Below are 14,648 nucleotides of genomic sequence, written 5' to 3'. Positions count from 1 at the left end.
CTTCTTAAAGTATTGGTTATTTGATATGTCCTACTGATTGAATAAATTGCTGATTAGTTCTCATTATTAAATTAATGAGTAATATGAATTACCATTTTTATTTAATGGATTGCGAAGTGGTTTTTCATAGCCTAGTATAAGACTCGTATATTAATAAATACAAAGAATTTATCGCATATCTATAACGGTAATATAAATTACCATAATTTAAAAAATGACTTGGATATAGCTGTTATTCATTCAACCTTGTCAAGGATAGACATCATGAGTATTGAAAAATTTACCCCAAACTGGATGACTGAAGAGCATGAGATGATATACGACAGTGCCTTAAAAATGTTTCAATCTTGGGATCTTAAAGATGAGCAGTGGCGCAAAAACGGCATGATCGATCGCGATGCGTGGGAAGAGGCAGGCGAGATGGGGTTTTTGTGTGCGGCAATACCAAGCGAGTATGGCGGCGGCGGCGGCGATTTCGGTCACGAAGCCGCGCTTATCTACGCACAGACTGAGGCCAATCAGTCAGGATTTGGCGGTATGGTGCATTCAGGTATTGTCGCGCCTTATATTTTAGCCCATGGTACTGAAGCACAAAAACAAGCATGGCTACCAAAAATGGCAACGGGCGAATATATCGGCGCTATCGCCATGACTGAGCCTGGCACTGGCTCCGACCTACAAAACATCAAAACCTATGCAGTAAAAGACGGTGATGATTACATTATCAATGGCTCTAAGACTTTTATCACTAATGGGCAGCACGCCAATCTTATCTTATTAGCATGCAAAACAGATCGTGAAAAAGGCGCACAAGGTGTCTCACTTATCATCGTAGAAACGGACAACGTAGAAGGGTTTGAACGTGGGCGCAATCTCGATAAGATTGGCCTGACCTCTCAAGACACCTCAGAGCTTTTCTTTAGCAATGTCCGTGTACCGCAAACCAACCTGCTGGGTACGGTGGAAGGCATGGGCTTTATACAGATGATGCAGGAGTTGCCACGTGAGCGCCTCATCATTGCGCTATCAGGGGTCGGTTCGATGAAGCTGGCTATCAATCTAACACTAGATTATGTAAAGGGCCGTGAAGCCTTTGGCAAACCTATTTGGAAGTTTCAAAACACGCGTTTTAAGATGGCTGAATGCTATGCCGATTATCTCGCTGCCAGTACCATGTGTGATGCGGCAGTCGATGCGATGTTAGATGGCAAACTGTCTGTACCGCATGCGTCATTGATCAAATACTGGGTCACCGAAAAACAGTGCGAAGTAATCGATGAATGCGTGCAGCTGTTTGGTGGCTATGGCTATATGACCGAGTATCCTATCGCCCGCTTATATGCTGATGCGCGCGTGCAAAAAATCTATGGCGGCACCAATGAGATTATGAAAGAGCTGGCTTCACGCTTTATGTAAACGCTTATATTATAAGATTACAATAGTTATTGTTTATTTAAAAAATAAAAAAAGGATTTTTTATGACTGAGACTGCTTACATTTATGATGCTATCCGCACGCCACGCGGCAAAGGAAAAAAGGACGGCGCTTTGTATCAGGCGTCACCAATCTGGCTGACACGTACCTTATTAAAGGAGATGGAGCAGCGTCATAACTTGGATACCAGTTTGGTCGATGATGTGGTGCTTGGCTGCGTGACCCCAGTGGGCGAGCAAGGCTCTGATATTGCGCGTATCGCCGTCATTGATGCTGGTTGGGCACAAAGTGTGGCAGGTCTTACCTTGTCTCGTTTTTGTGCCTCTGGTCTGGAGTCTATTAATCTGGCAGCGGCCAAGATCATGTCAGGTATGGAAGACATGGTGGTGGCGGGCGGTGTGGAGTCAATGAGCCGCGTGCCGATGGGCTCTGATGGCGGTGCTTGGTACATGGATCCGCGTGTGAATGAAGCGACGCATTTCGTACCGCAAGGGGTGGGCGCGGATACCATTGCAACGCTTAAAGGCTTTAGCCGTAGCGATGTCGATGCTTTTGCCACTGAATCACATCGCCGCGCAGCAAAGGCTTGGGAGAACGGCTATTACGACAAATCTGTTGTCCCTGTCACCGATATCAATGGCATGATGCTATTGGATAAAGACGAAACCATCCGTCCTAATACCAATGTCGAAACCTTAGCGGGTCTTAAACCTTCTTTTATTATGCCGGGAAAAATGGGCTTTGATAGTGTGATATTAGACCGATACACCACGATTGAAACCGTGAGTCATGTGCATCATGCGGGTAATTCTTCTGGCATCGTTGATGGGGCGGCGATTTGTTTGGTCGGTAGCGCGGCGGCTGGGCAAAAAGCAGGACTAAAACCACGCGCCAAAATCACAATGGCCTCAGTCATTGGTTCAGAGCCTGCCATTATGCTGACAGGTCCAACGCCAGCTTGCCAAAAAGCCCTCGATAAAGCGGGCATGCAAGCCTCTGACATAGACCTTTGGGAGATTAATGAAGCATTCGCTGCTGTGCCGATGAATACCGCTGATGATTTTGGAATCTCGCTTGATATTGTCAACGTCAATGGTGGTGCAATCGCTATGGGTCATCCGCTTGGGGCAACGGGCGCGATGCTAATGACGACAGTCCTTGATGAGTTGGAACGCCGCGACTTACAGACTGCTATGATTACGCTATGTGTGGGCGGTGGTATGGGAATTGCCACTATTATCGAGCGTGTTTAACCTTTCTCTAAAATAGACTGAAAACCAATTAGACTAAAACGCAATATACAAAGAATCATTTAAGGGATAAAAATGATGACAAATAACCAAACAGTAGATAGCGTAATAGCCATTAACGCATTAGATGACTTCTCCGTCCAGCGTGATGACGAGGGTGTCGTCACCGTTACGATTGACCAAAGCAAACGCAAAATGAATGTCATTGGTGATGGCTTTACGGAGGCATTCGCCACGTTAGTTGATAGTTTTATCAATGATGACGCCGCCACAGGCTTAATTCTCACATCGGCCAAAGACACCTTTGTGGTTGGCGCAGATATTGATCAATTGAACCAGATAGAGACAGCGGAGCAAGCATTTACATTGACCGAGGAATTAAAAGGGAGTTTGCGTACGCTTGAGACCTCGGGTAAACCCGTCGTCGCTGCTATGACAGGAACCGCATTAGGCGGTGGTTTAGAGTTGGCACTTGCCTGTCATTATCGTATTGCCATTGACATGCCTAAGACCAAGCTTGGTTTGCCTGAGGTGAAACTGGGCTTGTTACCTGGCGGCGGCGGTACTCAGCGCTTACCAAGGTTGGTCGGTATTCAAGTAGCACTGGAGCTGATGACGCAAGGCAAAGAATTGCGACCAGCAGCGGCAAAAGATATTGGACTTATTGATGCAATAGCCACTGATCGAGCAGATATGCTGAAGCAAGCAAAAAACTGGATTCAAAACAATCCAAGCGCGCAGCAGCCATGGGATGAGAAGGGTTTTAAAATTCCTGGCGGCGATAGTAAGCATCCAAAGGTAGTGTCTATATTCTCTATCGCCCCAGCCATGGCCAATCAAAAATCTCACGGCAACTATCCAGCGATTACTCATATCATGTCTTGTGTGTTTGAAGGATGCCTAGTGGATATCGATACAGGGCTTGAGATTGAGTCGCGTTATTTTGCCGCTTGTGTGCTGTCGACTGAATCAAAAAACATGATTAACACCTTATGGACGCAGCTGAATAGCATCAAAAAAGGTCAGTCTCGACCTCAAGGGTTTGAGCAGACCCAAACCAAAAAAGTCGGTATCTTAGGGGCTGGCATGATGGGCGCTGGCATCGCTTATGTCACTGCCAAAGCAAGTATAGATGTCGTGTTATTGGACACGGAAATTGCCCATGCAGAAAAAGGCAAAGCGTACTCTGCTAATATTTTGGATAAAGCCATCAGCCGACAGCGCGCTACCGAAGAGAAAAAACAAGCTCTCCTAAAACGTATCACGCCAACCGTCTCTTACGATGATTTAGCTGATTGTGATCTCATCATCGAAGCGGTGTTCGAAAACCGAGAAATCAAAGCCAAATGTACCCAGCAGAGTGAAGCAGTGATTTCAAACACGGCTATTTATGCGTCTAATACCTCAACACTACCGATTACTGGGCTAGCAAAAGCCAGTACACGACCAAACCAGTTTATCGGTCTGCATTTTTTCTCGCCAGTAGATAAGATGCCGCTCGTTGAGATTATCGTAGGCGCGCAAACTGATGATGAAACGTTGGCCAAAGCCTTTGATTATGTTGTGCAAATAGGCAAAACGCCTATCGTCGTCAATGACAGTCACGGCTTTTATACCTCGCGGGTATTTGGCACCTATGTATCAGAGGGTATCGCAATGCTAGGAGAGGGTGTTCATCCGCGTAGCATCGAAGTTGCCGGACTAAAAACAGGTATGCCGATGCCGCCCTTAGCATTACAAGATGAAGTGTCGTTAAGCCTAGCGTTGCATGTCAGCGAACAACAGCAGGTAGATATGGCAGCCGAAGGCAAGTCCGTTGCTGTGCGCCCTTCTTACAAGATACTAAAGACGCTGGTCAATGAGCATGGGCGCGAGGGCAAGAAAAATGGCAAAGGGTTTTATGATTATCCAGAAGACGGTGATAAGCATCTATGGCCTGAGTTGATAAACTTATATCCGCCAAAGTCAGAGCAACCGTCGCAGCAAGATTTGGTTGATCGTTTGATGTTTATTCAAGCCAATGAATCTGCCAAATGCTATGAGGAAAACGTCGTGCGCTCAGTTGCCGACACCAATATAGGGTCTATCTTTGGCTGGGGGTTTGCACCGCATCACGGGGGCACGCTACAGTTTATCAATGCGATGGGCGTCAATGAATTCATCAAACGTAGTTGCGAGCTTGCGGCAACATACGGTGAACGGTTTGAGCCTGCCCAGATATTGTTAGACATGGCAGCCAAAGGCGAGGCGTTCTCCGATGACTGATACGCATTTATCAAATCATGATCAAATGGCAGATTGTCTACAAGGGTTACGAGTGATCGATCTGACTCGTAACCTACCTGGGCCATTTGCCACGCGCCTGCTTGCGGACTTGGGTGCGGACGTTCTTAAAATCGAACCCAAACAAGGTGATCCTGCTCGCGTATTTGGTGAGTTATTCGCAGCTTTGAACCACGGTAAGACGACTGAAAAGCATGATTTTCATGATCCCGAAGCGATTGAAGCTATTAAGGCACATCTCAAAGAAGCTGACCTGATGCTAGACAGCTTTCGCCCAGGTGTCTTAGCAGAAATGGGATTAGATACTAAAACCCTGCATGTCATCAACCCAAAGCTGGTAATGGTATCTATTACTGGCTATGGTATCGCAGGCAGTTACGCAAAAGAAGGTGTCTACTTAGAAAGTGCTGAGCCAAAAAATAGCTCTCAAATAAATCATAATTGGTCTGATAAGGCCGGTCATGATATTAATTTTATGGCTATGAGTGGTGTGCTTGATCAGTTAAAAACAGCTCAGGGTGAGCAGGCTATGCCCAATGTCCAGTTTGCGGACTTGGCAGGTGGTAGTGATACAGCAGTGATAGCACTGTTGGCTGCTGTATTTGCCGCGCAGCGTACCGGAAAAGGACGACATATTGCGATTAGCATGACGCACAGTTTGTACAATCATATGGTCATGCCAAAGGTGACGGGTAAGCTAATCAGTCGTTTTTCAGGTGACAATTCAAATAGTGCTTCAAATAATACTTCAAGTACAGCTCCCATGCCACAGCATGACTTTTTAGGCGGTGCATTACCATGTTATCGACTGTACCAAACCGCTGACCAGCGACATATGGCGGTTGGTTCGTTAGAGTTGAAATTTTGGCAAGGTCTATGTGAGGTATTGGAGTTGCCAGCGCTTAAAGACGTACATTGGCAGCTTGGCATCATGCCCAATAGGCCTGAGAGTCAAATAGCGACTAAAACAATGGCGGAAAAATTCGCCAGTCAAACGCTTGAGCATTGGCAAGGCGTATTTGCGGCAACGGATGTCTGTGTGACCCCCGTGCTGAATTTACAGGAAGCCAAGGCTCACCCTTTGTTTGCGCATCAAGATGAATATCAGGCAACCTCAGGATGGCAGCAAATTAGCTAGTCACTGGTATGGAGATGCCTTTTTAGTTTGTGTTATTTAGCCTGTCTGTCTAAATCAGAGTGATTGAACTTGTATATCTGTCTATCTAAAATTGCCTGGATAAGAGACAATATGCGCATAAAATCTAGAGCGCCGTGATATTAAGAAAGTATCATGTACTAAGGCTCTTAAAGATTGAGCCACACAGACATTTCACAAATTTAACTCAAGCAAAAAGGCAGTCTCGAATGACCAAAGATAATCCATATAATTTCCTACCACTACAGCCCACTGGCAGAAATGAAACCGACACGGCGAATACCTACGCGCCTGAAGACATGATCAAGATATACGAGCAGCAGTTTCTCATTCAAGTACCTGAAGAGGAGCTGACAGGGTTTTTGCCTGCCCTAAAAGCATTTTATGATATTGATAATCATACTTTAGATGTCAGCGCCGTTATTTTTGAGGCAATTGCAGACTCCTCTATCATTTATAATCACAAAATCAAAGTGGGCGGCTATCAGTTGCTAGGCGGATTGGTAGAGGAAGCGATTGAATATGATGAGGATACTCAAAGTGACGACAGTACTGACAGCGAAGAGATTCAGGCCTATACACTAGAGTGCCAGCGTACCTTCTTCATCAATGATGTGGAGATACCGTATCATTTTAATCTGTTCATTTATGGCGATGGCTACTCTACGTTGACCAAAAAAGAAACCGTGCTAGAAAAAATGTATTGGTTTGCCAGAGGCAGGTTTGAAGAAGAGTTGTTGGACGACTCCAAAGATAATGATAGCTTGGAATCAATCAATGAGCAGCTAGCCAGCTTGGGCATTGCGGCCATGGATCTAACGACTGTAGATGAGATCGTAAGTTATATTGAAGGCAGCATCATAGATGACGTAATGGTTGATGAGCTAAATAAGCTATTGGATGATGTTGAATAGTATTGATGGTAAGCGTCTTTCAAAAGGACGAGCTTCTTCACGATCATAAGTTTTTGCAGTATGATGGCTTTATTTGTTTCTAAAATGGCACTAAGCGAAATAACTTTAATCCTAACGAGATCATATTATGTTCAAAATAAAAGTAGAACGCATTGTCAAAAAACCGATTGATGAGGTATTTGAAGCACTGAGCGACCATGCCAGTTATGGCTCATTTAAAGCGGTGGGAGTTGCTAAGTTAGTCGCTGAAGGTAATGAGGAGCGCAATGGTGTTGGCGCTTTACGTAGCATTCAAGCGGGACCTATTAAGTTTTGGGAGCGGATTACAGCGTTTGAGCGTCCTACTCATATGCAATACCAAATCGAAAAAGCTAAACCCGTCAAAATGCGACATGATAAAGGCGTCATTGATTTAAAAGACTTGGGCGATGGCACCACACACGTGACTTGGATATCCGAGGGTCGATTGATTGTACCGTTGCCATTAATCGGTCGCCTACTTGATCGTCAAATGCAGAAACAAGGAACCATAGGATTTAGTAGTATACTCAAATCTATAGAAAGCCGCTAATCTAGCGGCAATATTGTCTTCTTCGATATAATTATATCATGGTGGCTCTTTTATTTGAGCCACTACTAGTTGGTTTTAATTCGTTTTGTTCTTGGTAGCTTCAATTTCGTTAAAACGTGCTAACTGTTCTGGTGTTGCTTTTTGCTGGTACTTCGCTTTCCACTCAGCGTAAGGCATGCCATAAACAAGCTCGCGCGCATCCTCGTAGTCGATTTCAATACCACGCTCTTCACCAGCAGCTTTGTACCATTTGGATAAACAGTTACGACAAAAATCGGCAAGGTTCATCAGCTCAATATTCTGTACATCTTTACGCTCGTCTAAATGAGCCAATAAGCGACGAAATGCCGCCGCTTCTAATTCGATGTTTGATTCTAATTTTGCCATAATATTTTTCCTAATTGTCATTGAGCCATCTAAAACTTAGTTAATACTAACCAGTAAACTTATTATAGTAGAGGTTCGCTAATTTAAAAGCTTTTAATCATAATATTAAACCACGCTTCATTTCTATCTGCTCTAAAAATAGCTAGGTTGGGGGCAATTCAGTATTCGCAGTTTTAGGGCAGGGCACGGTTTGGGCACCAAATGGGCACCGCACCAAAAATGAGCTTTTTAATATATTAGATAAACTTAACTATAAGAAAATAAATATTCGAAAAAATACTCTACAAGCCCCGAAAAATGGACAAAAAAAAGCCTCACTGCTCATATAAAGAGTAGTGAGGCTTTTTAAGTATTTGGAGCGGGATAAGAGATTCGAACTCTCGACCCCAACCTTGGCAATGGCGTCGACCAAAATTGCATTAAATTATATTAGTCTGTACACTTTAATATTAAAGGGTTTGGTTGTTTTCAATATATTTTATATTCTATAAATAATAAGTATATTGCAGGTATAAATATATCTTTGGACACTGTGTTATTATAGTATTATGACACCAACCAAAGATATTTTAGCATGTCTACCCTAGCGAAGGTAATTGATTTTTGTGGTATATGCCTCTGACATATAGGTTATTGATTATGGCGAAGCCCGTTGAGCAGGCAAATAAGTCGAAGAGTCGAAGAGTCGGAAATTTTACCGTGAATAGTAATTTGATAGCGCATGAATGCGCTTTTAAGCCGTATCAGATATTCTGCGAATTGTTTGATGCTAAGGTTAATGCGTTCTCTACAGATAGATCAATATTATTAGAAGTTGTTGAGATAAATGAGCTGTATTATTTTTTTGAGAATTTTAAGGATGCATGTTTGCTACTGAACGGAACTCAAATATCTATTAGAAAAGTAAATCCTTCTAAAGCAGAGATTGAGAGACGCGCTTGGTCTTGTCTTATGAATGAGTTTACCGATGTAGATCCCATTAACCCAAGAATTTTTGAGGCTATAAAAAGTAGTATGCCGGCTCAGATACAACAAGCGCTATTTAATAAACCTTTGACCATACAGCACATTCTAGATATTAAAGGTCTCAAGCGTCACCACTATGACTACCAAACCAGTCTATATCGTAATCAGCAGCTTACTACGATTCCAACTTTTTCTGAACTAATTGGTGAGGTTCTCTATGACAACAACAACTAACGTAGAGACACTAATACCAAATATGGAGGACATCTATACCGCCGATATACGTGATTTCTTTATAACCGTAGCCAGTTTAGTCTCAAATGACTTTATGGGCATCAGCGTAGAGGCAGAGCAGTCAAAACCTTTGGCCTCAGCGCATCTCAAGAAAATATACCAATCCTATAAGCATAAGCTGACTAAGCCAGAAAATATCACTCGAGCCTTCATCGCTAGTACTTATCATCTACCAAGTCTTGATATCAATAATCCAAGTAAAGAATGGCTATGGGTTGCAAAATTATGTCATCTACTTATCTATTTTTCTCAAAATGAATTACCTAACCGCATTAGTGAGACTACTGCTGAAGCTCGGAAGTGGATGAATCCAACAAGTAGTAACCATGAGATCTGGCAACACTGTTACGTAACACTGCAGGCTGATACTTTGCAGGCCATGTACAGAAATTTTGAGAATTATCGAGATGAGCTTGAGAGTAAAAATAATGTTGAACTCAAGGCTTTTAGTAAAATATATCGAACCATTGATTTTGCGTTTAATAATAAAAGTAGCATAACGCGGACCTCCTCCGGCAGAAAACAGACTAAGCAGAGTAAAATTGATGCGCCAAAAATAGAGCACATCACACAAACGGATGTGGATGGTGATACAGATGAGTTAGTATCGGTTATAGGTTTTGAGCCGACAAAAAATAACAACGACATTAATCGTGAGCGATTAGACAACCCAATCCCTGATTTTAACTATATTGAGCAGACAACGCTAAAAGAAACTGAGAAATTCTCAACAAATCAGATTTACCGAAGGACACACGCAAAATTCGCGCATGCAAATAAAAACGAGCGATTTGTAAGTAGTAATATTCGACAACTACCGATAACAGCCATTCAGAACATGGTGTCTAGATTGTGGCAGTGGTTTGATGAAGATAGTGATGGTGAAAGCGATAGGGATAAAAAGCGCGCGATTGCTTATTTACTGTTGTCTTTATACACAGGTCATTCAGTCGCTCGACTCGCTGAAGATATAAATAACAATGACAAAGAAATCATTGATATCAGCGCTCGTAAGTCAAAGTATGAGTTCATTATTGATTTAGACATTACCCCGCTACGCATTAGAACAGCTGGAATAGAGTCTGTCATTTCTAATCGGTTAACGCAGTTCAAACTACCATTACCTGAGACATTAGGCATTTTTTTGACCTATAAAGGATACCCAGATTCAGCACACATCAATGAAGTCATTGCTGATTTAAGAACAACATTAAGGCTTCCATTGATTAGCTTAGGTAGGATTGAAAAGTCGCTCTACACCATTCTAATTTATGAAGTCAGTAGCACTCAACTGGCCACTATTATTACCTCACGAAATAGCAAAAAAAGAGCAGATATTTGGTATAGCTCGCATGCGATTGAAGAGGTAAAAAAGGTTTACTATAGTGCGATTAAAATTCTCACTGACCGCTGTTATAAAAACAAAACTAGCGTGGCTGATTATCTATCCAAGGTCGCACCAAGTGATGAGGCTATAGGTAGTCAAAACAGTCCTGACTATCCAATAGTGAAACAATTTATGAGTTACCTACAGCAAAAGGTAGTAACTACCCAAGACTATAGGGAAAAGTTTAATTTTTATAACTTATGGTTATGGCATGTATCTCTTCTGCTGACCTCAATAAGAGCAGTAGAAGGTGCGCCTGGTTATCTCAACCAAATGAACCTTGAGGCAGGTATCGTTTGGATCTCTGATAAGGAAGAACGAGCGACAGCGAGTAGTCAGCGCTTAGTGCCTATTTGCTCATTTCTGTATGAGGCTATCCAAAGTTTTTTAAGTTACTTGAAAAGCTTTGCTCAGCGTTATGGACGTTTAGATACTAACATCGGTATCGAAGTGAATAAGATCTTTGATTACCAAAAGCCGCTACTCAACTTTATAGATAAGAAAGGTAAATTCCACGCGCTCAGACCAGCTATCATTATTCAAGAGTTAGGTGACAATTTCCGTTTTAAGCCAGATTGGCCCCGCCATGTGGGACAACGGTTTTTACATGAGCAGAGAGTAGATGAAGCAGTCATACTGGCGATTTTTGGTCATGAAATGATGGGTCAAGAAGCGTGGCGAAAAAGCTCAACACTGTCTATAGGGCATATAATAGACGCTAAAAAATCTTACCAGCAATTGGCAGTAGAGCTAGAATTAGAGCAGGCAAAACTATGACAAGGATACAGCCGGATAGTCAATATGGACACTTAAGACGCTCAGAACAAGCGCAAGATCGACGCAAACAAGCACTGCAGCATACAAAAGAGCTTTGTCAAAACGCTTGGGATACCTTTATTGAGGAAAACCAATCAGCAGATGCGATAACGGATGAGCAGATTTACGATTTATACGAATCTCTCTACAAAGAGATTGAGCAAACTGTGTCAGCGCATCTACTACCATTTGCACTCTTCGAGCGCATGCGCTTTTTTGATAAAATTAATGATACGCGTAAAAAAAGACACCTGCCGTTACTGCCAAAACCCATTATTGCTGTACGTCCTCAGCGCCCTAAAAATACCAATGATTTTGAGACGTTTCTATATTTATCTAAAGCCCAGAGCATTGTTGCACAAGCCTTTGATAAGTGGCGGCAAAGGAATACCTTTTCGTTGCTTGAGAGCGTCAGCTGGTTTTTCTTCTCACTTATTAGTTTTGCAGGCTATAACGATGAAGAGATACTCAAAGGGGTTTACGATCATTTAGAACAAAAAAAGCCTATTTACCAGATGGCTGATGACCTGCTTATTATGCCGATCAGGCTATTATCACCTGAGTATGGCAATGAGGTAGTGACTACAGAAAACGAGTTAGATGAGGTATATCTCACACGCCTTATTAGCGTAGATGACATTAGCCGTTTATGGCTGCTCAAACTACAGCGCCAGTATCAAGCGCAAAACGAGTTTCCCAAATACCATCAAGTGATAAGAAGGCTAGGGGAGTATATTGGAGAGGACTTCTCAGTTAGATCTATCCAGAAGTCTAACTACTTACGGCACATTGCCATCTATTGGCAAACTATGCCAGACGTGCATCTAGACATTCAATTAGTACAAGTGCTAACAGGCCAGCAAAAGCAAACCTCACTACCAATAGCGCAGTGGCTGAGATATTTTCAGAGTATTAAAATACCCAAGGCAGTGCTGTCAGATGAACACGTCAGTAAATTAGTGATTGAATCTAGTAATAGCGCTGAGGACTCACTTGATACTATCAAAGTCGCACGCTTTAGATCTGATGCAGTTAAAGAAATACGCAGCATACTTAACAGTGACAAAAAACAAGTTAAACCACAGCTATTAGATTTATTGACCCAAAACCTATATCCCAATCAAGAACGACTGGTGAGATGGATGATAGACTTACTCACCAGCGGTAATAAAATCAATACCTTAAAGCGGTATTTATCTGAGGTCGGTAATGGTTTTATCGCAGGGACACGTACCGCTGATTTTTCACGCTTGTCTAAACATGACTACCACTATTTATATAACGAAATTATTGCCGAGAAAAACCCAAACAAATTAGGGTTTACCAAAACGGTTGTTTGCTCATTGCATTACTCTTTAAAGAAGCATTACCAAGCGCCTAATATCGACATCAGAGGCGGCGGCGATCCGCAAATAGTGTCTAGTTATCTCATACCGAATCAGGTTTATCACGTTATTCTTAATTGTATCGCTGAGCAAAAGACGCTGAGTGACCACTACAAACAAGCGCTTAGTATCGTCATAATATTGCTATACCGTACCGGCATGCGTATCAGTGAAGTATTAGGGCTACAAGTTAAAGATATTGAATACGACAATCAAGGATTTAAGGAATACAACGTTATTGTTCGCTCTAACGCCCATCGTGATTTGAAATCAGATGACGGTACGCGCCGAATTCATTTGTCAGTATTGCTTTTGCCAGAAGAGCTAGAAGAATTTAAAAAACTCTTTCATCTAAAAGAGAGTCAGTCGTCTCGCTACTTATTTACGCTAGCATATCAAGCCGCTGTCATATCTCGTTATGGTATAGAGCAGCCGTTAAAACGTATTTTAGAAAATACCGCTTACCATGATCTAACCCTGCACAGCTTTCGCCATAATGCGATATCTAATATGGCGTTTATACTCAGATGCGATCCTACGTTTGCTCAGCAGTTTACAGATTATGAGAAGACGCAAATCAACACTATTAAAACACACTTTTTAGGTAAAAAGCGTCGTTTCTCGACCAATCACTGGGATGCACTGATGGAGTTTGCAGGTCATGCTGACCTTAGCACTACTTTTAGCTCTTATATACATGTTGCTGATCTTGTTGCAAGCCACCAATTACAGCAGGCTAAATTGACTCTACCTTTACATGTGGTAAACAAGCTGATTGGCACCAGTCGTATGGATCTAAAACAGCATAATCCACTTGCTTTAGAGAGTAGAGATGACAAGGTTCATCTCAATCAAATCAGACCATACGTGAATCGTAAGATTGAGTGTGAAAAATTAATATTTACTAATAAAGCAAAAGCACCTTATTCAACTAGCCATACTAGCAACACTGTCAAAAAACAGCCTTCAGCCTTATTTGGTAGCTATAGCCGTGAAATGATAGAAAAGCTGTTATGCGATATAGAGGATGGGCAAACGCTAGGGGAAGCTAGCAGTTTAAACTTTGGGTATGATGACGCATTGATGATTTATGAGCGCGCATTGAGATTGGTGAGAAATGATGATGGAACGCTTAATCATAAGCTTATCTCTAAAAGACGTAAACAGCGCTCTGACCATGTTTTAATCGCGCCAACACCGCTGCATTATCATGAAGAGCAAGCGCTGGTGTATCAATGTTTCGATAACCTTGAGGTGCTTTATACATCCAAAGCAAGCAGGCGTGAAATAAAGCAAATGCTTAAGGTGTTTTACGAGAAAACCAATACTTCAAAGAGTGAGATTCGCTTTAGCTTTAAGCAAAAAAAGCTGTTTTATGGCTATCTAAAAACCATGTGTCAAATTCTACCCAGCAAGCATTGGCGGGTAAATATCAGCTGTATTGAGTCTGAGCCTTATATCAATGAGAAGAATAAAAAAGCGTATCGTCCTGTTGTCAATAAAGCTGCTCAGCTTAAACGTATAGAAGAGTTTAGACAAAAAGTCCCTAGTTTTGAAGGCGAGGTTACAAGCACAGGCACCTATAACGGTTATGCACTAATGGTTATTAGTCCACTTAAGCAAAAGGGCAAAGCAAAGCTGTCTTCGGCTTTGATGAGTTATGTGTTGCATTTTTTGCTGGTTGTTGATGGTTTGAGTGATTGATAGCTCTATCTTATGTATATGAATTTGACAGCAAGGGACATCAGCTAAACAGAATAATGAAGGTTTTTTATAGAAAAAATGCATTTTCGGAAGGATAATCT

The 14,648-nt window shown here is 42.2% G+C and carries 10 protein-coding genes; 9 read left to right on the top strand and 1 reads right to left on the bottom strand.

The annotated features are described in order from the left end of the window. Window positions 1–264: 264 nt before the first annotated feature. From CUR83_RS08770 to CUR83_RS08745, 6 genes are all read left to right on the top strand, one after another. On the top strand, window positions 265–1,416 hold the full coding sequence (locus CUR83_RS08770; RefSeq protein WP_284719499.1) for an acyl-CoA dehydrogenase family protein: 1,152 nt from the start codon (window positions 265–267) through the stop codon (window positions 1,414–1,416). Window positions 1,417–1,478: 62 nt separating this feature from the next. Beyond that, complete coding sequence (locus CUR83_RS08765) at window positions 1,479–2,687, top strand: acetyl-CoA C-acetyltransferase (RefSeq protein ID WP_071001812.1); 1,209 nt, start codon at window positions 1,479–1,481, stop codon at window positions 2,685–2,687. Window positions 2,688–2,759: 72 nt separating this feature from the next. Continuing rightward, window positions 2,760–4,949 (top strand): 3-hydroxyacyl-CoA dehydrogenase NAD-binding domain-containing protein, encoded by a 2,190-nt coding sequence (locus CUR83_RS08760; RefSeq protein WP_284719498.1) that lies wholly within the window; start codon window positions 2,760–2,762, stop codon window positions 4,947–4,949. Continuing rightward, the gene (locus CUR83_RS08755) at window positions 4,942–6,105 is read left to right on the top strand and encodes a CaiB/BaiF CoA transferase family protein (RefSeq protein ID WP_252962516.1); all 1,164 of its coding nucleotides are present in this window, start codon (window positions 4,942–4,944) and stop codon (window positions 6,103–6,105) included. The genes CUR83_RS08760 and CUR83_RS08755 overlap by 8 nt, the downstream gene beginning before the upstream one ends. A gap of 227 nt (window positions 6,106–6,332) precedes the next feature. Beyond that, window positions 6,333–7,037 carry a hypothetical protein gene (locus CUR83_RS08750; RefSeq protein ID WP_284719497.1) on the top strand — a complete coding sequence of 235 codons (705 nt, stop codon included), beginning with the start codon at window positions 6,333–6,335 and terminating at the stop codon, window positions 7,035–7,037. 127 nt (window positions 7,038–7,164) lie between these two features. Next, entirely contained in the window at window positions 7,165–7,608 is a 444-nt protein-coding gene (locus CUR83_RS08745; RefSeq protein ID WP_284719496.1) for an SRPBCC family protein, read from the top strand. 75 nt (window positions 7,609–7,683) lie between these two features. On the opposite strand, the gene CUR83_RS08740 is transcribed toward CUR83_RS08745, so the two are convergent. Continuing rightward, window positions 7,684–7,995, bottom strand: a complete 312-nt coding sequence (locus CUR83_RS08740; RefSeq protein WP_058025732.1) for a DUF1244 domain-containing protein — start codon at window positions 7,993–7,995, stop codon at window positions 7,684–7,686. A gap of 639 nt (window positions 7,996–8,634) precedes the next feature. On the opposite strand from CUR83_RS08740, the gene CUR83_RS08735 reads away from it, so the two are divergent. The 3 genes from CUR83_RS08735 to CUR83_RS08725 all read left to right on the top strand — a co-directional run bounded on the left by CUR83_RS08735 (window position 8,635) and on the right by CUR83_RS08725 (window position 14,547). Next, window positions 8,635–9,195, top strand: a complete 561-nt coding sequence (locus CUR83_RS08735) for a hypothetical protein (protein ID WP_284719495.1) — start codon at window positions 8,635–8,637, stop codon at window positions 9,193–9,195. Between the two features lie 130 nt (window positions 9,196–9,325). Continuing rightward, window positions 9,326–11,419: a site-specific integrase gene (locus tag CUR83_RS08730; protein WP_284719494.1), complete on the top strand. Its 2,094-nt coding sequence runs from the start codon at window positions 9,326–9,328 to the stop codon at window positions 11,417–11,419. Beyond that, entirely contained in the window at window positions 11,416–14,547 is a 3,132-nt protein-coding gene (locus CUR83_RS08725; protein WP_284719493.1) for a tyrosine-type recombinase/integrase, read from the top strand. The genes CUR83_RS08730 and CUR83_RS08725 overlap by 4 nt, the downstream gene beginning before the upstream one ends. Window positions 14,548–14,648 lie beyond the last annotated feature (101 nt).

The organism is Psychrobacter pocilloporae (assembly GCF_029872915.1).
GTDB lineage: Bacteria > Pseudomonadota > Gammaproteobacteria > Pseudomonadales > Moraxellaceae > Psychrobacter > Psychrobacter pacificensis.
The sequence above is the reverse complement of the archived record's forward strand: the minus strand, read 5'-3'. Positions and strand labels throughout refer to the sequence as shown.

Coding starts and splice junctions, on each gene's coding strand:
- CUR83_RS08770 (WP_284719499.1), top strand. CDS start 265: ATGAGTATTGAAAAATTTACCCCAAACTGGATGACTGAAGAGCATGAG.
- CUR83_RS08765 (WP_071001812.1), top strand. CDS start 1,479: ATGACTGAGACTGCTTACATTTATGATGCTATCCGCACGCCACGCGGC.
- CUR83_RS08760 (WP_284719498.1), top strand. CDS start 2,760: ATGATGACAAATAACCAAACAGTAGATAGCGTAATAGCCATTAACGCA.
- CUR83_RS08755 (WP_252962516.1), top strand. CDS start 4,942: ATGACTGATACGCATTTATCAAATCATGATCAAATGGCAGATTGTCTA.
- CUR83_RS08750 (WP_284719497.1), top strand. CDS start 6,333: ATGACCAAAGATAATCCATATAATTTCCTACCACTACAGCCCACTGGC.
- CUR83_RS08745 (WP_284719496.1), top strand. CDS start 7,165: ATGTTCAAAATAAAAGTAGAACGCATTGTCAAAAAACCGATTGATGAG.
- CUR83_RS08740 (WP_058025732.1), bottom strand. CDS start 7,995: ATGGCAAAATTAGAATCAAACATCGAATTAGAAGCGGCGGCATTTCGT.
- CUR83_RS08735 (WP_284719495.1), top strand. CDS start 8,635: ATGGCGAAGCCCGTTGAGCAGGCAAATAAGTCGAAGAGTCGAAGAGTC.
- CUR83_RS08725 (WP_284719493.1), top strand. CDS start 11,416: ATGACAAGGATACAGCCGGATAGTCAATATGGACACTTAAGACGCTCA.